We start from the raw sequence: 20863 nt of genomic DNA, 5'->3' as shown, positions 1-20863 counted from the left end.
CCGGGGACCGCGACAAGAGCGAACCAGCAGGTCCCTTGCTTACCTCTGGGTTCGTCAGCAGGTCAGGGCATGGTCGCGGGCGCGAATAGTGACGTGCGTCATGGGCGTTTCGCGCGCGGGGCTGTTCCGTGCCGCTCGTACGCCGTAAGGTCCTGCGGTGTGAACGACTGCGTCTTCTGCCGCATCGTGGCCGGCGAGGCCCCGGCAACAAAGGTGTACGAGGACGACACCCTCTGCGCCTTCCTCGATATCCGCCCGGTTGCCCGCGGCCACATGCTGGTGGTGCCGAAACAGCATGCCACCGAGCTCGAGGATCTCGACGCCGAGCTCGGCGCGTACGTGTTCCGCGCCGGGCATCGGCTCGCGCTGGCCGTCCGGCGAAGCACCCTGGCCGCCGACGGCGCCAACCTGCTGCTCAACGACGGTACGGCCGCCTTTCAAACTGTCCCCCATGTGCACCTGCACGTGATCCCGCGCAAGCACGGCGACAAGTTCCGGTTCGCCGCCGGGTTCGTTCTGCGCCGCCCGCACGACGCCGAGTCCACCGCCGCCGCCATTCAAGGTGGCATCGCGGCGCTCGAGCGTGACGAAAAGCCGGACCACGGTGGAAAATTGGGCATGGAAAGCCCGGACAAAGGAGCGCAGGAATGACCGACCCGACACTGGACCGGACCGAGCTGACGGCCCGGCTGTCCGAACAGTGGGACGCGATCGCCGCGCTGGTCGCCGACATCGACGAAAACCAGTGGCGGGCAACGACCTCGCTGCCGGGCTGGACCGTGTTCGACGTGGTCGCGCATGTCATCGGCACCGAGTCGTGGCTGCTCGGCGAGCGCCCGCCGCCGCACGACCCGCTCACCGTGAAGACCGATGTGAGCACGCTGCCGCATGTCCGCAACGAGACCGCGGTGTTCAACGAGATCTGGGTGGACAGGCTGCGTCCGATGTCCGGTGTCCGGCTGCTTGAAGTGTTCCGCGAGACCGTTGACCGCAGGCGAAAAGCTTTGGCCGCCATGGGCGACGACGAATGGCAGGCGCAAACGCAGTCCCCGATCGGGCAGGTCAGCTACGGCCGGTTCATGCGGGTGCGACTGTTCGACTGCTGGATGCACGAACTCGACCTTGCCGACGCACTCGACGTTCAGGTCGAAGAGGATGGGCCGCGTGGCGAGCTCGGGTTCGCCGAGTTCCTTGGCAGCGTGCCTCGGGTGGTAGTGAAAAAGGGTGGGGCGCCGGAGGGTTCGCGGATCACCTTCGCCCTCACCGGGTCGCTGGCCAGGACGCTGCACATCCAGGTAGCGGGCCGGGCAGGTTATGTGGACTCGTTCGACGAGCCCGCCACTGTTGAAATCCAGTTGCCGTCGGAGCTTTTCGTTCGGCTCGGCGGCGGACGCACCACCGCGGACGAGCATCTGGACGCGATCGCCATCAGCGGCGACGAGGAGCTCGGGCAGCGACTGATCCGCAATCTGGCGTTCACGATCTGATCCGGTGCGACTCTTCCTGTCCAGCTACCGATTCGGGGCGCACTACGATCGGCTCGCGGCATTGGCCGGCGAGCCGGGCCGAGTCGCGTTGATTCCCAATGCTTGTGACGCCTGGCCCGAGGCGTGGCAGGCGGCGATCACCAGCGACATGGTGCCACTGCGCAAGCTGGGCTACGCGCCCGAAACGGTAGACCTTCGCGACTTCGTCGACGGCTCAGCGGAATTGGAGCGCACGCTGGCTTCGTTCCCGCTGTTGTGGGTGCGCGGCGGCAACACCTTCGTGCTGCGTGCCCAATTCGCCCGCAGTGGAGCCGATGTCGTGCTTCCCAAGCTCCTCGCCGCCGATGCCCTGGTGTACGCGGGCTACAGCGCGGGCGCCTGCGTAATGACCCCCGACCTGCACGGGCTCGAATCGGTGGACGATCCCGCCGAAGTCGCCCCCGCATGCGGTATCGAACCGCGTTGGGACGGACTGGGTTTGATCGACCGACCGATCGTGCCACACATCGACTCCGCCACCGACCCGACCGGCGAATGCGGGGAGCTCGCCGAGTCCTATCGCGCGGCAGGCATCGCGCACTGGGCACTCACCGACGACGACGCGATCGTCGTCGACGGCGACCGCACCGAGGTACTGATCAGTCGAGCGGCGTCATGAACGACCACAGCCGCTGCTCGAGGTCACGCGCGCTGTAGTCGCGATAACCGTAGAACTGGTCGGTGGGCTCGGACAGAATCTCGGCGCCCGCCGCCTTCGCGTGCCGGAAGTGCGCGTCCACGTCCTCGACGACGATCGACATACCCTCGGTGCAGGCGCCGAGGGTGATCGGCGACTGCAGCTTGAACTGCTCGGAGACCGCGTGCAACCAGATCACGCCGTCGCCCGCGGTGATCTCCGCGTGGTGCACGGTGCCGTCCTCGCCCCTGCTGATCCGGCCGGGCTCCATGCCGAACACGGTGGTCAGATACTCGTGGGCGGCGGCGATATCGCGGTAGACGAGCGTCGGAATGCGCCGCTGAATCTTGGTGTCGAGCATGGCCATGTCCTCCAATGTGTCCAGCAGCTCCCGTGTTTCGAGGCTGCGGTGGGCGGTGAGAGTGGCGGACATCGTGGTCAGCCGCTGACGCAGCCGGTGACCGACGGCCAGCCTGCGATCGAGTTCGGCCACGTGCCGGAGCATCACGCCGGATAGATCCCAAGCGGGATCGTCGAGGGCCGCCGCCACCTCGTCCAAGCGCAGGCCGAGATTGCGCAGCAGGCCGATCCGATACAGCCGCTGCACGTCGTCGTTCGAATACAACCGGTGCCCGGCGCCGCTGCGACCCGAGGGCGAGAGCAGGCCGATCTCGTCGTAATAGTGCAGGGTGCGCACGGTCAGCCCGGTCGCCGTGGCCAGCTCGCCGACCTTGACGTATCCGTTGGTGTTCGCCACACCTACGACGCTATGACCTCACGTCGCGTGAGGTGCAAGTTCGGGCTTCGGCTCGCGGCCGAACACGACCCAGCGCATCGCGCTGTACATGTAGACGGCCTCACAGGCGCCCGCCAGCAGCCGGGACAGGTGGTATTCCAGGCCTAGCGCGGTGAGACCGCTGCCGACGCCGAGGATGAACGCGACGTAGTTGATCGCGACCACCACGCCGTACACCGCGGCCTGTTTGCCGACGGGCGCGTGCGAATGGAAGTTGAAGGTGCGGTTGAGCACGAAACTGATCCCGAACGCGCAGATATAGGCGATGGTGACCGACAGCCAGACGGGCAGGCCCCACCAGCCGTGGAAAATGGTGAGCAGCAGCAGGTCGACGCCGAAGGTAAAGCTGTTGATCAGCGCGAAGCCGAGGAAGGTCGGGGCGACAAGCCGACGTAGACCCCACGGCAGCCGCGCGACCACGCCCTCGCACCATCGGGTGAACCGGTCGGCGACCGTGTCGGTGGTTTTCGCCAGCTCGTGCACGCGGCCAGCCTGCCAGCGGCAGATGTCCGCAAAGTGAACCGCGCAAGAGCCCGAATCGCCGACCAACCAACCCAGCTCGTCAGCTGATCTGAGCCGCGTGCGTGGCCTTGCTGCCTGGGCAGGTTAGCGTGGGATTGTGGAGCTGCATGACCTGATCGATGGACTACCCGATGGCGCCGTAGTCACCGACCCCGACCTGCTCGCGAGCTACCGGCAGGACTGGGCGCGGGATCCCGACGCGGGCACGCCACTCGCCGTGGTGCGCGCGACCAGCACCGACGATGTGGCGGCGACCCTGCGCTGGGCGCACGAGCGGCGGATCGCGGTGGTGCCGCGCGGCGCTGGCTCCGGCCTTTCCGGCGGTGCCACCGCGGTGGACGGCGGCCTGGTGCTGAGCACCGAGCGGATGCGGGCGATCGCGATCGACCCGGTCACCAGGACCGCGGTGGTGCAGCCCGGCCTGCTGAACGCCGAGGTGAAGCGCGCGGTCGCCGAGCACGGGCTCTGGTATCCGCCCGACCCGTCGTCATTCGAGATCTGCTCGATCGGCGGGAACGCGGCCACCAACGCGGGCGGACTGTGCTGCGTGAAGTACGGCGTGACAACCGATTACGTGCTCGGCATGGAGGTGGTGCTCGCCGATGGCACGGTGCTGCGGCTCGGCGGACCACGGCTCAAGGATTCGGCGGGGCTGTCGCTGACCAAGCTGTTCGTCGGCAGCGAGGGCACCCTCGGCATCATTACCGAGCTGACGTTGCGCCTGCTACCCGCGCAACCGCCGCAGAGCACGGTCGTCGCGGCCTTCGCGACGCTGTCGGGTGCCGTCGACGCGATTCTCGCGATCACCGGCGAATTGCGGCCCTCCATGCTGGAATTCATGGATTCGGTGTCGATCAACGCGGTCGAGGACGAGCTGCGGATGGGACTGGATCGCAAGGCTGCCGCATTGCTGGTCGCCCGTTCGGACGCGCCGGGCGAATTCGCCAGGCGGGAAGCCGAAATCATGGTCGCCGCATGCGAAAAAGCGGGCGCGGCAGAGGTTTTCCATACCGAGGACCCGGAGGAGGGCGAAGCCTTCACGGCGGCACGACGTTTCGCCATTCCCGCAGTGGAAAAGCTGGGCACGCTGCTGCTAGAGGATGTCGGCGTGCCACTGCCGCGACTGGGCGATCTGGTGCGCGGCGTCGCCGAGATCGCGGAACGCAACGACGTGATGGTTTCGGTGATCGCGCACGCCGGCGACGGCAACACCCACCCGCTGATCGTGCACGACCCGGACGACGCCGCGATGACCGAGCGCGCGCACCGCGCCTTCGGCGAGATCATGGACCTGGCGATCGCGCTCGGTGGCACCATCACCGGCGAGCACGGCGTCGGGCGGCTGAAGAAGGCGTGGCTGCCTGATCAGCTCGGCGCCGATGTGATGGCATTGACCCACCGCATCAAGGACGCCCTCGACCCGCACGGCATCCTCAATCCAGGCGCGATTCTTTAGCCCACGGAACATTCCCGACCGTGAAGGAGTTTCACCAGATCATGACCACCAGGCTCGAGCACAACGTCGCCGACACTCGTTTCGAGATCTACCTCGACGACACCCTCGCGGGCTACGCCGATTACGCCCAGCGCGACGATCCGAAAGTCCGCGACTTCCATCACACCATGACCTTCCCGGAATTCCGTGGCCGTGGCGTCGCCGCCGAGGTCGTCGAATACGCGCTGAAGGACTCGCGCGACAACGGCTACGCCGTCATCCCGACCTGCTGGTACGTCGAGAAGTACATCGGCGAGCATCGCGAGTACGCGGACCTGGTCGGCTGAGCGCACAACACTGATTCACCATCGACGCCGCCTTGAACATCACGCCCTCGAATAGCGAAGGCCCCGAACGCGGTTCACGTTCGGGACCTTCGCTGTCAAGACGTCAGCGCAGCAGCGCGCGGGACATGACGAGCCGCTGGATCTGGTTGGTGCCCTCGTAGATCTGGGTAATCTTCGCGTCGCGCATCATCCGCTCAACCGGGAAGTCGGTGGTGTAGCCGGCGCCACCGAACAGCTGAACGGCGTTGGTGGTCACCTCCATCGCGACATCGGAGGCGAAACACTTTGCGGCAGCGGAGATGAAGCCGAGCTTCTTCTCGCCGCGCTCGGCGCGGGCGGCCGAGGTGTACACCATGAGGCGGGCGGCCTCGATCTTCATCGCCATGTCGGCGATCATGAACTGGGTGTTCTGGAAGTCGGCGATGGCCTTGCCGAACTGCTTGCGGTCCTTGGTGTAGGCGATGGCCGCGTCCAGCGCGCCCTGCGCCAGGCCGACGGCCTGCGCGCCGATGGTCGGGCGGGTGTGGTCGAGGGTCTGCAGCGCGGTCTTGAAGCCGGTGCCCGGCTCGCCGACGATGCGGTCACCCGGCACCCGGCAGTTCTCGAAATACAGTTCCGCCGTAGGCGATCCCTTGATACCGAGCTTGTGCTCGAGCGGGCCGACCACGAAACCCTCGTCGTCCTTGTGCACCAGGAACGCCGAAATACCGTTGGCGCCCTTGTCCGCATCGGTCACCGCCATCACGGTGTACCAGGAAGACTTGCCGCCGTTGGTGATCCAGCACTTGGAGCCGTTGAGGATCCAGTCGTCGCCCTCCTGCTTCGCGCGGGTGCGCATGCTGGCGGCGTCGGAACCGGCCTCGCGCTCGGACAGCGCGTAGGAGGCCATCTCGCCGTTGACGATGTCGGACAGCACCTTTTGCTTGAGGTCCTCGGAGCCGTTGAGGATCAGGCCCATGGTGCCGAGCTTGTTGACCGCGGGGATGAGCGACGAGGAACCGCAGACGCGGGCGACCTCTTCGATCACGATGCAGGTGGCCACCGAGTCGGCGCCCTGGCCGCCGTAGGCCTCCGGCACGTGCACCGCGTTGAAGCCCGCGGCGTTCAGCGCGGTGAGCGCCTCCTCCGGGAAGCGCGCGTTGCCGTCGACGTCCTTGGCGTGCGGAGCGATCTCCTTCTCCGCGAGACCGCGGATGGCCGCACGCAGTTCGTCGTGGAAGTCCTCGAGCTTGAACAGGTCGAAATCGGGGTTTCCCGCCATGGGGCTCACTCCTGGTCGTCGGTACATGTCGGCACTCAGTGCCACATTGTCTTCCAGTGTACGCCCAGGAACGGCCGCAACGTGCGGATTCTTCCTGGCACCCAGTGTCAGATTGGTCGCACTGACCTGGCTCAAAGACTACCGAGTTTGCGTGCGACCAGATCGGCGACCTGCCGGGGTGGGGTGTCGCGCGGGAACACCGCGACCACCAGCTCATCTGCGCCGGCGCGCCGTCCCGCGCCGCGCGGAATCGCGGCCAGTTCGACGCGCAGATCCGCCGCACCCGCGTCCGACTCACCGCGCACCATGCGGCGCAGCAGATAGTTGTGCGTCGCGGTCACCGCGGCGGTGTATTGCACCCGGGCCAGATCCGGCACCTCCGGCAGCCGGTCCCGCAGATAATCGGTGAACAGCCGCTCATACCGGAAGACCGTCACGATCTCGCGCTCGCGCAGCGCGGGCACCCGCCGCACCACGTGATACCGCCGCTCCGCGATCTCGCGCCACTGAGTGAACCGCTCGAACACCTGAACAACGGCCTCGCACACCGTCTCCCACGGATCGCCCCGCGACGCCCCGAGGAACTCCGCCGCCTGCGCCAGCTGCGACTCGTGATCGGCGAAGATCACATCCTCTTTCGACCGAAACTGCCGAAAGAACGTCCGCCGCGAAATCCCAGCCGCCTCCGCGATCTCCTCAACAGTCGTCGCCTCATATCCCTTCTCGGCAAACAACCGCAACGCCTGATCGACAACAGTCAGCCGAAACCGAGTGTTGTCGTCGCCGCTACGCGGGCGGATGTCACCAGTAGTCACGCCTTCACCGTAGCGAGACCAACCGGCGCGCCCGGGCGGCGCGGCACCCTTTCGAATATTTCGTTTGTTTCGTATACTGCGAATAAGGAGGTCGTGGTGGTGAACATGAAGGCGGCGAAGCGCACCGAGCCCGGGAAGATCGACCCCGAGGTGGCCGCACGCGCAATGCGGAGGATCAAGGATTACCTCATGCGGCACCCCGCAGAGCAGGACATCCGGGTCACCCAGGAGCACCCCGGTGAAGAGGCCCTGGTCCTGCCCCGAGAAGCTGTCAGCCTGCTGGCATTCATCCTGGCTCAGGCCGCAGAAGGCCGCGGCGTTTCGGTGGTCCCCTCGCACGCCGAACTCACCACGCAGCAGGCAGCGGACATGCTGAACGTCTCCCGCCCTTATGTTGTCGCGCTGTTGGAAGCCGGTGGCATCCCGTTCCGGCTGGTCGGCCGACATCGGCGGATCCGGTACGAAGACCTCGAGGCGTACCAACAAGAAACCGAGGCAAGGAGCAAGGTCGCAGCAGACGAGCTCGCCACCCTCGGCCAAGACCTCGGTATCTGACGACAACGTGTCGGTGCAGGACCCAGTCGTAATCGAGGCGAGTCATATGGTCGCCAAAAGATCTTGTAAAGCGACCATTTGACTCACCTCGATGGGCGAGAACGACCATTTGACTCACCTCGACGTGCGCCCTTCCCAAAATCTCGAGAACAGCACCACAGCCAACCAGCCAGGCTGGAACTGCCACATTCCTGACCAAACAGCAGGTTAAGGCCGGGGACCCCACCTCACGCGCCCAGCACTACTCGATCATTCCCTGGGATATGTACACCTAACCGGATGTGTACACCTAAGGACTCGATGCGTGTACATATCCGGATCAGTACAGCTAAGGACGACCCAAGGCGAGCAGCCCTGAAAGCTGAAGACCTGTCCAGGTTTTCCCGTGAGTAGTGTGGTGGCGTCGTGTGCCGTACCCGGCTGTAGTTAGCGGTCAGGCGCGTAGTGTCGCGTTCCGGCGTGGTCATCTGGCTGTGGTGGCGTTATAGAGATTTTCAAGATCAAGTGAGTCAAATGGTTGCTACCAGAGATCATTTAGCGACCATATGACTCACCACGATGCTCGCTATCGGTGCGGTACCCGGGTTCACCACAAATCCGCACCCTGACTCGGGATCCGCACTCAGAATAGCGCCCTAAAGTCGGTGCGTATCCCGAGTGTGGGTGCGGATTCCGTTGCCCGCGTGGGGAGTTGGGGGATGCTCACCGTTTGTGTGAGCTGCACACCGCGTGTACTGGGGGTGCGGCTTACACGGTGGGTGTGCAGATTACCGAAAGGGTGTGTATCGCTGTGGTGCAGGGGTTTTCGGGGTTAGCCGAGGAGTTTGGTGCGGAGGGCTTGGTCTTTTTCGAGGACCATCTTTTCCAGGCCGGCTTGGAATTGCTCCATGCGGGTGCGGAGGGTGGGGTTGTGGGCGGCGAGGATGCGGACGGCTAGTAGGCCGGCGTTGCGGGCGCCGCCGATGGAGACGGTGGCTACAGGGACGCCTGCGGGCATTTGGACTATGGAGAGGAGGGAGTCCATGCCGTCGAGGTATTTGAGGGGGACGGGGACGCCGATGACGGGGAGGGGGGTCGCGGAGGCGACCATGCCGGGGAGGTGGGCGGCACCGCCCGCGCCGGCGATGATGACCTGCAGGCCGCGGGCGGCGGCATCGCGGGCGTAGTCGAGCATGCGCTGGGGGGTGCGGTGGGCCGAGACGACGCCGACCTCGAAGCGAATGCCGAACTCCGCCAACGCTTCCGCGGCGGCCTCCATGGTGGGCCAGTCGGAGTCGCTGCCCATGATCAGGCCGACCTGGGGGGTACTCGCGTCACTCATGGGGATCCCATCCATCGGTCCATACCGCTTGCGACATCCACTGTGCCGCGCGCTCAGCTCGTTCCCGCACCACGGCGACCTCGTCACCGAGAATGTTGATGTGCCCGATCTTGCGGTCGGGGCGTTCACCCTTGCCGTACATGTGCACCTTGGCATCGGGCATCCGCGCGAAGAGATGATGCAGACGCTCGTCCATCGACATCGCGGGCGCCTCGGCAGCGCCGAGAATGTTGGCCATCACGGTGACCGGGGCCAACGGGCAGGTGTCGCCGAGCGGGTAATCCAGCACCGCGCGCAGATGCTGCTCGAACTGGCCGGTGCGGGCACCGTCCATGCCCCAGTGCCCGGAGTTGTGCGGGCGCATCGCCAGCTCGTTGATCAGCAGCGTGCCGTCGTGGGTTTCGAACAACTCCACGGCCATCGCGCCGACCACACCGAGCTCCTTGGCCAGGTTGAGCGCCAGCGTCTCCGCCTCGGCGGCCAGATCGTCGTCGAGATCCGGCGCGGGCGCGATCACCACGGCGCACTGGCCGTTGCGCTGCACGGTCTCCACCACCGGCCAGGTCGCGGCCTGCCCGAACGGCGAACGCGCCACCATCGCCGACAGCTCGCGCTTCAAATCAACCTTCGCCTCGGCGAGCAGCTGTGCGCCGTGCGCGAGCTGATCGGTCACGATCGCCGCGGCCTCATCCGCCGACTCCGGCATCCACACCCCACGCCCGTCGTAACCGCCACGCACCGCTTTGAGCACGATCCGCCAGTCCTGCTCGTCGCCGAAGCGCACCACGTCGGCGACCGAACCCACCGGCGCGAACGCGGGCACCGGCAGACCGAGCCCGGACAGCTTGACCCGCATGGCCAGCTTGTCCTGCGCGAAGATCAACGCGCCCGGCGGCGGCTGCACGTTCACGCCCTCGGCGACCAGCGCCTCGAGATGTTCGGTCGGCACGCCCTCGTGGTCGAAGGTCAGCGCATGCGACCCGATCGCGGCCTTGCGCAGCGCGGTCAGATCGGTGTGGCTGCCGAGCACCACCTCGGGGCTGACCTGGGCCGCCGGGTCGTCCGGATTCTCGGCGAGCACGCGGAGCCGCTGGCCGAGCGCGATCGCGGCCTGATGCGTCATGCGCGCCAACTGACCACCGCCGATCATGGTGACGGTGGGCATAGCTGAGGGATCAAAGGACCGGCCGGTGCTCACGTTCAGCAATATTGTCATAACCGGCGGAAATGTCCCCACGCGGGAGCGGCTCATTCGCTTCCCCAGCAAGCCCCTGCCACCAGGACGCACCGGGGCACCGGCACCGGGTAGCGGTACACTCGGCCCCGTGTCTTTCGTCGACGACGTGGTGAGCGTCCTTCCCAAGCCTCTCGCGGAGATCGCGTACCGGCATCGGGAACTGATCAAGTTCGCCATTGTCGGTGCGACGACCTTCGTGATCGATAGCGGCATCTTCTACGCGCTGAAATGGACCGTGCTTTCCGAGAAGCCGGTCACCGCGAAAATCATCTCCGGTGTCGTCGCGGTCATCGCGTCGTACATCCTGAATCGCGAATGGTCGTTCCGGAATCGCGGCGGCCGCGAACGCCATCACGAGGCCTTGCTGTTCTTCGGGGTCAGCGGCGTCGGCGTTGTCCTCGCCTTCATCCCGCTGTGGATCTCGAGTTACGTCTTCGACCTGCGCCAGCCCGATGTGAGCTTCACCGTCGAGAATGTCGCGGACTTCATCAGCGCCTTCATCATCGGCAACCTGCTGCAGATGGCGTTCCGGTTCTGGGCGATGCGCCGCTGGGTGTTCCCCGACGAAATGAACGAGATCGCCGCCGAATTCGAAGATTTGGTCGAAGAGGAATTCCGCCGCAAGTGACGTTCCGCCGCGACTGACTCAGCGCGGCTCGGTGACCACCGCGTTCACCGTGCGATACGCCGACGAGCCGAGGAACACCGCGAACAACGCGGGCCTGCGCCGCTGCAATTCGAGCCGCCCGCCATCGGCCTCCACCAGCGCCCTGGCCAACGCCAATCCGACACCGGTCGAGCCGCCCGCGGAGAAACCACGGTCGAAAATGTGCGGCGCCAATTCGTCGCGCACCCCGTCGCCTTCGTCGGCGACCTCCACACACACCAGCGGATCCCGGTCGACCCCGGGCCGCACCGTGCGCACCGACACCGTGCAGGTGCCGCCGCCGTGCATCAACGCGTTGTCGACCAGCACCGAAACCGCCTCGCGCAACCGCGATCCGGTGATGGGCGCCAGCAACGACTCGTCCCCGATCAGCTTCAGCGACCTGCCCTTCTCGGTGAACGGATGCGTCCACTCGGCGACCACCCCGCGCAGTTCCGCCATCACCGGCACCGGATCGAGATCGGCGGCGTCCTCGTCGCGGGAGGCGCGCACCAGCTCGTCGATCGCGTCGGTGAGCCGATCGACCTGCGCCATCGCCTCCTCGGCCTCGTGCACCACTTCTTGATCGGCGTGCGTGGACAACTCGTCCAGCCGTAGCCGCACCGCGGTGAGGCGGCTGCGCAGCTGATGCGAGACGTCCGCGACCAGGGCATGCTCCCGTTGCAGCCGCCCGGCGATCTCCACGGTGGCCGAGTCGAGCACGTCGGAGACCCGATCGAGTTCGGAGATGCCGTGCCTGCGCGGGTCCGGCCGGAAGTCGCCCATGGCGAGCCGTGCCGCTCGTGCCGCCACATCGCGCAGCGGATCGGCCACCCGGCGCGCGGTGATCACCGCGACCGAGACCGCCGCGCCGAGCGAGGCCAGCACCGCAAGGGCCACCACCGCGACGGCCTGACGCTGCCTGGCGTGCATCGGCGCCGAGGGCACCTCCAGGCGCAGCGACCCCTTGGTTCCCATCGACAGCGACTCGACCAGGGGGTCGGAAACCTGCGTCACGCCGACGTCGAGGCGGGACGCGTTGTCCTGTGGCGCCGGATAGATGATGGTGAGCTTGCCGTCCTGCGGGAGCAGCGGCTCCACCGACCGGGTGTCCAGCTCGCCGAGCACCATGCCGTCGCCCTGTTCCTGGACGATGATCGCCGTGGCGATCCGCTCGAGCTTGCTCTGCAGGTCGTCGCGGGTGATGTCCTCGACCCACAGCCAGGCCGTGTAGATCAGCGGCAGGCCGAGCACCACCGTGGTGAGCGTCAGCACGGTGAGCATGGATCGCAGGATTCGACGTCGCACGTCAGTCGGTATCTTCGGCGCGTGAGCGAGGGCCCTGCGTGGTCACGCAGGCTGCCGCGGGGCAAGACCCGATCATGCGGTGTTCAGGCGGAATCCGACACCGCGCACGGTGACGATGCGCCGCTCGGCCATCGGGCCCTCGTCGCCGATCTTGCGGCGCAGCCAGGACATGTGCATGTCCAGGGTCTTGGAGCCGCGCAGTTCGGCGTCGCCCCACACCTCGCGCAGGATGGTTTCGCGCGGCACCACCTGACCCGCGCGATCGATCAGCACCTTCAGCAACTCGTATTCCTTGTTCGCCAGGCCGATCTCGACGCCGTTCACCAGCACCCGGCGCGCGGCAGGCTCCAGCCGGATGCCGCCGACCTCCACTGTGTCGTCGCCGATCCCGCTGCGCCGCAACAACGCTCGCACCCGAGCCAGCAGCTCGGCGAGACGGAACGGCTTGCCGACGTAATCGTCGGCGCCCGCGTCCAACCCGACCACGAAGTCGACCTCGTCGGTGCGCGCGGTGAGCATCAGCACGGCCAGGTCGGCGCCGCGGGCGCGGACCTGGCGGCACACCTCGAGCCCGTCCATGCCTGGCAGGCCGAGGTCGAGAATGAGCAGATCGTGATGGCCCTCCAGTGCCCGCTCGAGCACGGCGGGGCCGAAGCGCTCGACGGTCACCGAGTACCCCTCGCGCCCCAGGGCGCGCGACAACGGCGCGGCGATCGCCTCGTCGTCTTCTGCTAGCAGTACGGCCGTCATACGCCCAGGTTAACGGGCTTACCCGTTAACCGCCCCCTAGCCATCATGCGTGATGCCTCATTCATCGGTAGTCGCCGTGCTCGCTCCTGTGCTCGCCTCGTCCGTTATCTCCGTTTTCGACGTCGAAAACTTGGTGGTACATCAACGCGTGCACCTTCTGCACCGCCGGGATGTCATCGAACTCGAGCGGCTCCGACGAGGACGATTCGATGATCAACGTGCCGGTGCCGAGCATCCGATCGAACAGCCCGTGCCGGAACTGCACGCTCGAGATGCGGCTCATCGGAATGTCGATGCCGGTGTGCGTGAGCACACCCTGGCGGACCAGCACGCGCCGGTCGGTGATGATGAAGTGCGTCGACTTCCAGCTGAGAACCGGTGCGACACAACGCCACACGACGACGATCAACCACACCGCGAGCACCGCGATCAGCAATGCCGTCCGCGCCGTGCCCTCGGCTTTGCGCGAAGCGAGTCCCCCTGCGAAACCGGCGAGTGCGGTGATCACGATCAACGTCACGATCGGCCAGAACAACATCTTCCAATGCGGATGACGGTGCAGGATCAGCTGCTCTTCCGGCGCAAGCACATCCTCCGGATAACCCATGGCGGGAACACTACCGCGTGAAGATGCCGAAATGCCGGACACCGAACCGCGTCGTGCTGCACAATCGTCTGCCTGCGTGTGCCGAACCCGCGCGTCCTAGAGTATTCGCTCTCGGCAAGAAAGTTCTCCGATCGATCTGGCTCGAACGCTCTGTCCGCAAACAGCTCTGCTCGAACAAAGCCGAATACGACCGTGGAGGAATGCGTGACCAAAGACCTGACCCAGCTGGAAATCCTGACCGAACTTCAGCCGGTGGCCGAACAGAATCTCAACCGGCACCTCGCACTGGCGAAGGACTGGCACCCGCACGACTACATCCCGTGGGACGAGGGCCGCAACTTCGCCGCGCTGGGCGGGCAGGACTGGGCACCAGAGCAGTCCAAGCTGAGCGAGGTGGCCAAGGTCGCCATGATCACCAACCTGCTCACCGAGGACAACCTGCCCTCCTACCACCGCGAGATCGCCGAGAACTTCTCCCAGGACGGCGCGTGGGGCACCTGGGTCGGCCGCTGGACGGCCGAGGAGAACCGGCACGGCATCGCCATTCGCGACTACCTGGTGGTCACCCGCGGCGTCGACCCGGTCGCCCTCGAGCAGGCCAGGATGATCCACATGACCAACGGGGTTTCGGCGCCCGACAACTGGGGCGGATTCATGGAATCCGTTACCTACGTGACGTTTCAGGAGCTGGCGACCCGCGTCTCGCACCGCAATACCGGCCGGGTCTGTGACGACCCGATCGCCGACCGCATGCTGCAGCGCATCGCCGCCGACGAGAACCTGCACATGATCTTCTACCGCAACATGTGCGGCGCGGGCCTCGACCTGGCGCCCGATCAGGCCATGCTGGCGATCACCAAGATCCTGACCCACTTCATCATGCCCGGCGCGGGCATGCCCAACTTCCGCCGCAACGGCGTGCTGATGGCCAAGCACGGCATCTACGACCTGCGCCAGCACCTGGAGGACGTGGTGGCGCCGGTGCTCAAGCAGTGGAACATCTTCGAGCGCAACGACTTCGGGCCGCGCGGCGAGCAGGCGCGGGAGGAGCTCGGGGTGTTCATCGAGAAGCTGGAGCAGGACGTGCTCAAGTTCGAAGAGCAGCGCGACCGCATGTTCGCCCGCGAGGCCGCGAAGGCCGCCGCGCTGCAACCCGCGTAAACGCCAACAGCCGCACTATTTCTGATGTCAGAAATAGTGCGGCTGTTTCGTTTTCAGTATTCGGCGCGCAGGTGGGTGACATCGCCGGCGGAGACGGGCTGGTCGCCGATCAGCAGGCGGCCCGCGTCATCGATATCGGTGGCGACGCCGGTAAGCGTTCGGCCGCCTGGCAATTCGGCACGCACCTGCACGCCCAACGTCGCGCACCGCGCGCGGTAGGCGGCGGCGAGGTCGGTGGTCTGCCAGCCCGCGTCCCGCCACGCCGTGAAACGACGGGCGAATTCGGTCAGCATCGACTGCACGAGCAGCGTCCGGTCGGCGTTCTCGGCGCCGGCGATAGTGAGCGAAATGGCATGCGGCACCGGCAGTTCCGCCTCGGTGAGGCTGACGTTGAGCCCCATGCCGATGACCACCGCCGGTGCGTCGTTGCTTGTCGCGACCTCGGCCAGGATGCCCGCGACTTTGCGGCCATCAATCAGCACATCGTTGGGCCACTTGAGGTTCGCGTCCACACCGGCCGTCGCGCGCAGTGCGTCCACCACGGCGATGCCGGTGAGCAGCGGCAGCCAGCCGAGCACCGCGGGCTCGATCCCGTCCAGTCGCACCAACAGCGACAGGGAGATCTGTGCCCGCGGCGGGCTGACCCAGGTGCGTGCGTGTCTACCGCGCCCTTGCTCCTGCGCCTCTGCAAGGAGTACCGCGCGATCGGCGTCCGGTTCGCCTGCGCGCGCGATCAGGTCCGCGTTGGTGGACCCGGTCGACTCCACCACCTCGATGTGGCGGAAAAACGACAGCTCGGGCTGTTCGATGAGACTGCGTCGCAACTGCTCTGCATCCAAAGGAGACCTGGTCACACGGGCAGGCTACTTGGTGCGCGGTGGCCTGACCGACAAGGTCGACATCGACTATCCGACGAGGATGTACTCGTCACTCGGTGCGCGTGCCGCACCATCGGCCCCCTCGGCATGCCCATGGGTGACCTCGGGCTTGCCTTCCGGATCGAGGATCGTCGGTTCGCTCTCGAAGTTGTGACAACTCGTCCACGACGACGCCGCCGCGTATTCCGCGACTGTCTTGCTCCATTCCCACATATCTGGGCTCCTCCCCCTGAGCACGAAAACTGGACTCCTCCAGGGTAACTGGGCCCCCAGGTGGAGCGATAGCGGTTTACTACCGGCGCAAACGCGCCAAACGACCCGGAAATTCACCAAAACAACACGATCTAGCTGCGCTTTTTACCCACCGGTAGCCCCTACTGGGTTAGTGGGAAACACTGTCACTCGTTACACTCCGGAGCCATGACGAGTGTCCAGCAGCAGTCCGCGCAAGATCCAGCGGGCGCCCCCGACATCCACACCACCGCCGGGAAGCTGGCTGACCTGCGGAATCGGCTGGATGAGGCGCAGCACCCGATGGGTGAGGCCGCGGTCGACAAGGTGCACGCCAAGGGCAAGATGACCGCCCGTGAGCGCATCCTCGCGCTACTGGACGAGGGTTCCTTCGTCGAACTCGACGCGTTGGCGCGGCACCGCAGCGTGAACTTCGGCCTTGCCGAGAACCGGCCGCTCGGCGACGGCGTGGTGACCGGCTACGGCACCATCGACGGCCGCGACGTCTGCATCTTCAGCCAGGACGTCACCGTGTTCGGCGGCAGCCTCGGCGAGGTATACGGCGAGAAGATCGTCAAGGTGATGGACCTGGCGCTCAAGACCGGCCGTCCGCTGGTCGGCATCAACGAGGGCGCGGGCGCGCGCATCCAGGAGGGCGTCGTCTCGCTCGGCCTCTACGGCGAGATCTTCCACCGCAACATCCAGGCCTCCGGCGTGATCCCGCAGATCTCGCTGATCATGGGCGCGGCCGCGGGCGGGCACGTGTACTCCCCCGCGCTCACCGACTTCGTGGTGATGGTCGACGGGACCAGCCAGATGTTCGTCACCGGGCCCGATGTCATCAAGACGGTCACCGGCGAGGACGTCACCATGGAAGACCTGGGTGGCGCGCACACGCACATGGTGAAATCCGGTGTCGCGCACTACGTTGCCTCCGGCGAGCAGGACGCGCTCGACTACGTCAAGGACCTGCTGTCCTACCTGCCGAGCAACAACCGCGCCGAGGCGCCGCGCTTCCCGGCCACCGACCCGATCGACGGCGCCATCGAGGACTCGCTCACCGACGAGGACCGCGAGCTGGACTCGATCATCCCGGACTCGCCGAACCAGCCCTACGACATGCACGAGGTGATCCGTCGGCTGCTCGACGACGACGAGTTCCTCGAGGTGCAGGCCGAGCGCGCGATGAACATCATCGTCGGCTTCGGCCGGATCGACGGCCGCAGCGTCGGCATCGTGGCCAACCAGCCCACCCAGTTCGCCGGCTGCCTGGACATCGACGCCTCGGAGAAGGCCGCGCGGTTCGTGCGCACTTGCGACGCGTTCAACGTCCCGATCCTCACCCTGGTCGACGTTCCCGGCTTCCTGCCGGGTACCGGCCAGGAGTACAACGGCATCATCCGGCGTGGCGCGAAGCTGCTCTACGCCTACGGCGAGGCCACTGTGGGAAAGATCACGGTGATCACCCGCAAGGCCTACGGCGGCGCGTACGACGTGATGGGTTCCAAGCACATGGGTGCCGACGTGAACCTGGCCTGGCCGACCGCGCAGATCGCCGTGATGGGTGCCTCCGGCGCCGTCGGCTTCGTCTACCGCAAGCAGCTGGCCGACGCCGCGAAGGGTGGCGAGGACGTCGATGCGCTGCGGCTTCAGCTGCAGAACGAGTACGAGGACACCTTGGTGAACCCCTACATCGCCGCCGAACGCGGCTACGTGGACGCGGTCATCCCGCCCTCGCACACGCGCGGCCAGATCGTTTCGGCATTGCGGCTGCTCGAGCGCAAGATGGTATCGCTGCCGCCGAAGAAGCACGGCAACATCCCACTGTGATTCCCGCCGCAACACCCGTCGGTGATCCAGCGATACGCTCGATAGGCCGCGCACACTGGAGGTAGCGACGCAATGAGTGGATCCGAGGATGATCGCATCATTCGCCCGCTGATTTCGACCGAGGAACACGCCTGATCAGGCAAAGAGAGGATCTGGCACTGTGACGACCGTGGCAGAAGAAGATGTTTTGACCGCCGCCGAGCTCGATCTGACCGTCGGCTCGATCACCGACGAGGTCGAGGCGCCCGACGCGGCTGTCGCCGAGTCGGCGGCCCAGGCCGCGGCGCCGTTCTTCACCGTCGTGAAGGGCAACCCGAGCGATGAGGAGATCGCGGCGCTGGTCTGTGTGCTCTCCGCGGCCGCGGCGGGCGCGGCGCCCGGTTCGTCGGGCCCGGCGGACATGTGGGGTCGCCCCAGCTTCCTGCACCGGGGCACCTCGCCGTTCTCCCCCTACGCCTTCCCGCAGCAGTCGCACCTGCGCGGGTGACCGCGTTCGTTCTCGCCTCCGCGTCACCGGCCCGTCGGGAAGTACTCCGTTCGGCGGGCATCGATCCGATCGTCCGGGTCTCCGATGTGGACGAGGACGCGATCCAAGCCGCGCTGCCCGACGGCACCTCGCCCGAGGTGGTCGTCGTCGAGCTGGCCAAGGCCAAAGCCGCGGCGGTCGCCGCGACGATTCCCGAGCTCGGCGCCGATTGTGTTGTCGTCGGCTGTGATTCGATGCTGCTGGTGGACGGCGAGCTCCAGGGCAAGCCGCACACCGCCGAGGTGGCCAGGGCCCGCTGGGGCGAAATGGCCGGGCGCAGCGCCGATCTGGTGACCGGACACTGCGTGCTGCGCATCCAGGACGGTCGGATTACCGCCGAAGCCATCGACTGTAGTTCCACCACAGTGCATTTCGCCAAGCCGGAACCCGACGAGCTGGACGCCTACATCGCCACCGGCGAGCCGCTCCAGGTGGCGGGCGCGTTCACCCTCGACGGGCTCGGCGGCTGGTTCGTCGACCGCATCGATGGCGATCCGTCGAGCGTGATCGGCATCGGTCTACCACTGCTGCGCCGACTGCTTGGCGACGTTGGGGTCGCCGTTACGCAGCTGTGGGGCCACTCGGCCACCTGACGGCGGCGCGATCAGCGGCTCCGACCCGGTCGCGTCCCCGGCCACCGGCACCGTGACAACCTCACGGCTGTCCGGCTCGCGGCGTATCTCCTGCTCGCGGCGCGCCATCATCTCCAGCCGGACCACACACAGTTCCGGCTCGACGAACGGATGCAGCCGCACATTCACGTCGCCGCGCGCGCCGCTGCGGTCGAGGACCTCTTTGATCAGGCCGAGATGCACACCGCACACCACTTCGGAGTGCGTGCGCGCGAGTTCACGCAGCGGGCAGGCGGTGAGCCGGATCAGTGCCTGCTCGGCCGTCTCGTTCGGATCGCGTTCCGGCGCGAAGCCGAGCTCCGAAAGCACCGTCATGGCGACGTCTTTGGCGTCGTCGAGCGATTCGATCCGATGGTCACCGGCATCGAGCTTCGCGCCCCAGGACCGCCCGGCCGCGATGGCCGCCTCGGAACGCCTGCGCGGATCGGGGCCGAGTTGATCGGCGAGCACCTGCGCGAGTTCCTGATAACCGACCGATCGCTGCACCGCGCTGTATCCGATGCGCGGACGTCCGCGACCGCGGGGCGGTTGCTGAAATTGCCGCACCAAGGATTCCCGGGTGAGCACGTCCAGATGAAACCGAACCGTGGTGACATGTTGTCCGGTGATTCTGGCCAGTTCCTGGGCATCGAGAGGCTCGCTGGCGCCACGTAAGATCGCGAGCAGTCGCCGCCGCGGCCAAGAATCGGACATAGCTCACCCCTCCTCCCGGGAGACTTTATCGGATGCAGGTGCGATTTATTCGCTCATTCAGCCGATTTGTGATCTGAAACGAGAGCCACTAACGCCTCACACATACCATCGCTGTGAGACCCGAACCGCTGAAACCACCGTCTACCACGCGTGAAGGACCCACATCGTGCCCGCTGCTCCGGACCCTCATCCCGCATTCGGTTCTTACGCACATCCTCACCGACTAGTAACCACGGAGTGGCTGTCGGCAAACATCGGCACGTCAGGACTCAAGATCGTCGAGTCCAACGAGGACATATTGCTCTATGACATCGGACATGTTCCCGGCGCTACCAAGATCGATTGGCGGGGCGATCTGAACGATCCGGTCACTCGTGACTACATCGACGGAGCCCGATTCACCGAGTTGATGCGCGCCAGGGGAATCGAGCGAGACGATACCGTGGTGATCTACGGTGATCGGGGCAACGCGCAGGCGGCGCACACATTGTGGGTTTTCACTTTGTTCGGGCATCAAGATGTGCGGTTGCTGGACGGCGGTCGCGGCGCCTGGATTTCCGAGGAACGCGACACCACATTCGACACCCCACATCTCATCCCCAGCGACTATCCGGCCGTCAAACGCGACGACAGCAGCGCCCGCGCGTTCCGCGAAGACGTGCTCGCGCACCTCGGCAAGCCGCTGATCGACGTGCGTTCGCCCGAGGAGTACTCCGGCACATTAATCCAGCCGCCCATCAACCCGGAGGACGCGGCGTTGCGCGGTGGGCACATCCCGACCGCCGCGAACATTCCGTGGACCGAGGCGTTCAACAACGACGGCCGGTTCCGCTCGCGCGCCGAACTGGACGCGATCTACGGCGCGCACGCCGCCGAGGACGATCTGGTGGTCTACAGCCGGGTCGGCGAACGTTCCAGCCACACCTGGTTCGTGCTTACCTATCTGCTCGGGTTCGACACCGTGCGCAATTACGACGGCTCGTGGACCGAATGGGGCAATTCGGTGCGCATGCCGATTGCTCAGGGGACTGAACCCGGTGCGGCACCGGTCGGTACCGCCCGCCGGGCCCGCGGCAGGTAGCGCAAGCACGCCTTTCTGTAGGGGTGGCCCCTCGGCGATCCGCGACCTACTGTTCAGTAGGACTGGCC

Annotated in this window: 23 protein-coding genes and 1 pseudogene; 12 read left to right on the top strand and 12 right to left on the bottom strand. The window is 66.2% G+C overall.

Going from position 1 to position 20863, the window contains the following annotated elements:
• The first annotated feature begins 159 nt into the window (after positions 1 to 159).
• Genes ACIA8C_RS27380 through ACIA8C_RS27370 form a run of 3 tightly spaced genes read left to right on the top strand, consistent with a single transcriptional unit; the run spans position 160 to position 2145 of the window.
• On the top strand, positions 160 to 651 hold the full coding sequence (locus ACIA8C_RS27380) for an HIT family protein (protein ID WP_397139485.1): 492 nt from the start codon (positions 160 to 162) through the stop codon (positions 649 to 651).
• Positions 648 to 1487: a maleylpyruvate isomerase family mycothiol-dependent enzyme gene (locus ACIA8C_RS27375; protein ID WP_397139483.1), complete on the top strand. Its 840-nt coding sequence runs from the start codon at positions 648 to 650 to the stop codon at positions 1485 to 1487. The genes ACIA8C_RS27380 and ACIA8C_RS27375 overlap by 4 nt, the downstream gene beginning before the upstream one ends.
• A gap of 4 nt (positions 1488 to 1491) precedes the next feature.
• The gene (locus tag ACIA8C_RS27370; protein WP_397139481.1) at positions 1492 to 2145 is read left to right on the top strand and encodes a Type 1 glutamine amidotransferase-like domain-containing protein; all 654 of its coding nucleotides are present in this window, start codon (positions 1492 to 1494) and stop codon (positions 2143 to 2145) included.
• Here ACIA8C_RS27370 and ACIA8C_RS27365 read toward each other — a convergent pair.
• Together ACIA8C_RS27365 and ACIA8C_RS27360 are read right to left on the bottom strand one after the other, a co-directional pair.
• Positions 2126 to 2920 (bottom strand): MerR family transcriptional regulator, encoded by a 795-nt coding sequence (locus tag ACIA8C_RS27365; RefSeq protein WP_397139479.1) that lies wholly within the window; start codon positions 2918 to 2920, stop codon positions 2126 to 2128. The genes ACIA8C_RS27370 and ACIA8C_RS27365 overlap by 20 nt on opposite strands.
• 18 nt (positions 2921 to 2938) lie before the next feature.
• A complete protein-coding gene (locus ACIA8C_RS27360) occupies positions 2939 to 3442 on the bottom strand; it encodes a GtrA family protein (RefSeq protein ID WP_397139477.1) in 504 nt (167 codons plus the stop codon).
• Positions 3443 to 3578: 136 nt separating this feature from the next.
• Between ACIA8C_RS27360 and ACIA8C_RS27355 the strand changes: the two genes are divergently transcribed.
• Together ACIA8C_RS27355 and ACIA8C_RS27350 are read left to right on the top strand one after the other, a co-directional pair.
• Positions 3579 to 4937: an FAD-binding oxidoreductase gene (locus ACIA8C_RS27355; protein ID WP_397139475.1), complete on the top strand. Its 1359-nt coding sequence runs from the start codon at positions 3579 to 3581 to the stop codon at positions 4935 to 4937.
• A gap of 41 nt (positions 4938 to 4978) precedes the next feature.
• On the top strand, positions 4979 to 5263 hold the full coding sequence (locus tag ACIA8C_RS27350; protein WP_397139473.1) for a GNAT family N-acetyltransferase: 285 nt from the start codon (positions 4979 to 4981) through the stop codon (positions 5261 to 5263).
• Between the two features lie 103 nt (positions 5264 to 5366).
• Here the strand turns inward: ACIA8C_RS27350 and ACIA8C_RS27345 are convergent, their stop codons facing one another.
• Positions 5367 to 6524 carry an acyl-CoA dehydrogenase gene (locus tag ACIA8C_RS27345; protein ID WP_397139471.1) on the bottom strand — a complete coding sequence of 386 codons (1158 nt, stop codon included), beginning with the start codon at positions 6522 to 6524 and terminating at the stop codon, positions 5367 to 5369.
• 131 nt (positions 6525 to 6655) lie between these two features.
• Entirely contained in the window at positions 6656 to 7339 is a 684-nt protein-coding gene (locus ACIA8C_RS27340) for a TetR family transcriptional regulator (protein WP_397139469.1), read from the bottom strand.
• A gap of 105 nt (positions 7340 to 7444) precedes the next feature.
• On the opposite strand from ACIA8C_RS27340, the gene ACIA8C_RS27335 reads away from it, so the two are divergent.
• A complete protein-coding gene (locus ACIA8C_RS27335) occupies positions 7445 to 7894 on the top strand; it encodes a helix-turn-helix domain-containing protein (protein ID WP_397139634.1) in 450 nt (149 codons plus the stop codon).
• Between the two features lie 811 nt (positions 7895 to 8705).
• On the opposite strand, the gene purE is transcribed toward ACIA8C_RS27335, so the two are convergent.
• Positions 8706 to 9215 (bottom strand): 5-(carboxyamino)imidazole ribonucleotide mutase, encoded by a 510-nt coding sequence (gene purE / locus ACIA8C_RS27330; RefSeq protein WP_397139467.1) that lies wholly within the window; start codon positions 9213 to 9215, stop codon positions 8706 to 8708.
• Positions 9208 to 10380 (bottom strand): 5-(carboxyamino)imidazole ribonucleotide synthase, encoded by a 1173-nt coding sequence (locus ACIA8C_RS27325; RefSeq protein WP_397139465.1) that lies wholly within the window; start codon positions 10378 to 10380, stop codon positions 9208 to 9210. Before ACIA8C_RS27325 ends, purE begins: the two co-directional genes overlap by 8 nt.
• A gap of 160 nt (positions 10381 to 10540) precedes the next feature.
• On the opposite strand from ACIA8C_RS27325, the pseudogene ACIA8C_RS27320 reads away from it, so the two are divergent.
• Positions 10541 to 11065 (top strand): annotated as a pseudogene (locus ACIA8C_RS27320) (GtrA family protein); the annotation flags it as partial.
• Positions 11066 to 11098: 33 nt separating this feature from the next.
• Here ACIA8C_RS27320 and ACIA8C_RS27315 read toward each other — a convergent pair.
• The 3 genes from ACIA8C_RS27315 to ACIA8C_RS27305 all read right to left on the bottom strand — a co-directional run bounded on the left by ACIA8C_RS27315 (position 11099) and on the right by ACIA8C_RS27305 (position 13763).
• Complete coding sequence (locus ACIA8C_RS27315; protein ID WP_397139463.1) at positions 11099 to 12406, bottom strand: sensor histidine kinase; 1308 nt, start codon at positions 12404 to 12406, stop codon at positions 11099 to 11101.
• A gap of 72 nt (positions 12407 to 12478) precedes the next feature.
• On the bottom strand, positions 12479 to 13156 hold the full coding sequence (locus tag ACIA8C_RS27310; protein ID WP_378717306.1) for a response regulator transcription factor: 678 nt from the start codon (positions 13154 to 13156) through the stop codon (positions 12479 to 12481).
• A gap of 61 nt (positions 13157 to 13217) precedes the next feature.
• On the bottom strand, positions 13218 to 13763 hold the full coding sequence (locus ACIA8C_RS27305; RefSeq protein WP_396995866.1) for a PH domain-containing protein: 546 nt from the start codon (positions 13761 to 13763) through the stop codon (positions 13218 to 13220).
• A 204-nt stretch (positions 13764 to 13967) separates the two neighbouring features.
• Here ACIA8C_RS27305 and ACIA8C_RS27300 point away from each other — a divergent pair, with 204 nt between their 5' ends.
• Complete coding sequence (locus ACIA8C_RS27300; RefSeq protein ID WP_397139461.1) at positions 13968 to 14924, top strand: acyl-ACP desaturase; 957 nt, start codon at positions 13968 to 13970, stop codon at positions 14922 to 14924.
• A 53-nt stretch (positions 14925 to 14977) separates the two neighbouring features.
• Here ACIA8C_RS27300 and ACIA8C_RS27295 read toward each other — a convergent pair whose 3' ends face one another.
• Complete coding sequence (locus ACIA8C_RS27295) at positions 14978 to 15778, bottom strand: biotin--[acetyl-CoA-carboxylase] ligase (protein ID WP_397139459.1); 801 nt, start codon at positions 15776 to 15778, stop codon at positions 14978 to 14980.
• A 51-nt stretch (positions 15779 to 15829) separates the two neighbouring features.
• On the bottom strand, positions 15830 to 16015 hold the full coding sequence (locus tag ACIA8C_RS27290) for a hypothetical protein (protein WP_397139457.1): 186 nt from the start codon (positions 16013 to 16015) through the stop codon (positions 15830 to 15832).
• Positions 16016 to 16222: 207 nt separating this feature from the next.
• Here ACIA8C_RS27290 and ACIA8C_RS27285 point away from each other — a divergent pair, with 207 nt between their 5' ends.
• The 3 genes from ACIA8C_RS27285 (at position 16223) to ACIA8C_RS27275 (ending at position 18982) form a co-directional block, all read left to right on the top strand.
• Positions 16223 to 17863, top strand: a complete 1641-nt coding sequence (locus ACIA8C_RS27285) for an acyl-CoA carboxylase subunit beta (protein ID WP_397139455.1) — start codon at positions 16223 to 16225, stop codon at positions 17861 to 17863.
• A 160-nt stretch (positions 17864 to 18023) separates the two neighbouring features.
• Positions 18024 to 18350 (top strand): acyl-CoA carboxylase subunit epsilon, encoded by a 327-nt coding sequence (locus tag ACIA8C_RS27280; protein WP_397139453.1) that lies wholly within the window; start codon positions 18024 to 18026, stop codon positions 18348 to 18350.
• Entirely contained in the window at positions 18347 to 18982 is a 636-nt protein-coding gene (locus ACIA8C_RS27275) for a nucleoside triphosphate pyrophosphatase (protein ID WP_397139451.1), read from the top strand. Before ACIA8C_RS27280 ends, ACIA8C_RS27275 begins: the two co-directional genes overlap by 4 nt.
• On the opposite strand, the gene ACIA8C_RS27270 is transcribed toward ACIA8C_RS27275, so the two are convergent.
• Entirely contained in the window at positions 18908 to 19714 is an 807-nt protein-coding gene (locus ACIA8C_RS27270) for a helix-turn-helix transcriptional regulator (RefSeq protein ID WP_397139449.1), read from the bottom strand. The two genes, ACIA8C_RS27275 and ACIA8C_RS27270, sit on opposite strands and share 75 nt — an antisense overlap.
• Positions 19715 to 19880: 166 nt before the next feature.
• On the opposite strand from ACIA8C_RS27270, the gene ACIA8C_RS27265 reads away from it, so the two are divergent.
• A complete protein-coding gene (locus ACIA8C_RS27265; protein WP_397139447.1) occupies positions 19881 to 20795 on the top strand; it encodes a sulfurtransferase in 915 nt (304 codons plus the stop codon).
• The last annotated feature ends 68 nt before the right edge of the window (positions 20796 to 20863 follow it).

Source organism: Nocardia sp. NPDC051321, assembly GCF_044455225.1.
In the GTDB taxonomy this organism is placed as follows: Bacteria; Actinomycetota; Actinomycetes; order Mycobacteriales; family Mycobacteriaceae; genus Nocardia.
The sequence above is the reverse complement of the archived record's forward strand: the minus strand, read 5'-3'. Positions and strand labels throughout refer to the sequence as shown.

Excerpts from the sequence above, each read along its gene's own strand:
- ACIA8C_RS27305 (WP_396995866.1), bottom strand. The coding sequence starts at position 13,763 with ATGGGTTATCCGGAGGATGTGCTTGCGCCGGAAGAGCAGCTGATCCTG.
- ACIA8C_RS27350 (WP_397139473.1), top strand. The coding sequence starts at position 4,979 with ATGACCACCAGGCTCGAGCACAACGTCGCCGACACTCGTTTCGAGATC.
- purE (WP_397139467.1), bottom strand. The coding sequence starts at position 9,215 with ATGAGTGACGCGAGTACCCCCCAGGTCGGCCTGATCATGGGCAGCGAC.
- ACIA8C_RS27375 (WP_397139483.1), top strand. The coding sequence starts at position 648 with ATGACCGACCCGACACTGGACCGGACCGAGCTGACGGCCCGGCTGTCC.
- ACIA8C_RS27325 (WP_397139465.1), bottom strand. The coding sequence starts at position 10,380 with ATGCCCACCGTCACCATGATCGGCGGTGGTCAGTTGGCGCGCATGACG.
- ACIA8C_RS27335 (WP_397139634.1), top strand. The coding sequence starts at position 7,445 with ATGAAGGCGGCGAAGCGCACCGAGCCCGGGAAGATCGACCCCGAGGTG.
- ACIA8C_RS27345 (WP_397139471.1), bottom strand. The coding sequence starts at position 6,524 with ATGGCGGGAAACCCCGATTTCGACCTGTTCAAGCTCGAGGACTTCCAC.
- ACIA8C_RS27290 (WP_397139457.1), bottom strand. The coding sequence starts at position 16,015 with ATGTGGGAATGGAGCAAGACAGTCGCGGAATACGCGGCGGCGTCGTCG.
- ACIA8C_RS27270 (WP_397139449.1), bottom strand. The coding sequence starts at position 19,714 with ATGTCCGATTCTTGGCCGCGGCGGCGACTGCTCGCGATCTTACGTGGC.
- ACIA8C_RS27310 (WP_378717306.1), bottom strand. The coding sequence starts at position 13,156 with ATGACGGCCGTACTGCTAGCAGAAGACGACGAGGCGATCGCCGCGCCG.
- ACIA8C_RS27285 (WP_397139455.1), top strand. The coding sequence starts at position 16,223 with ATGACGAGTGTCCAGCAGCAGTCCGCGCAAGATCCAGCGGGCGCCCCC.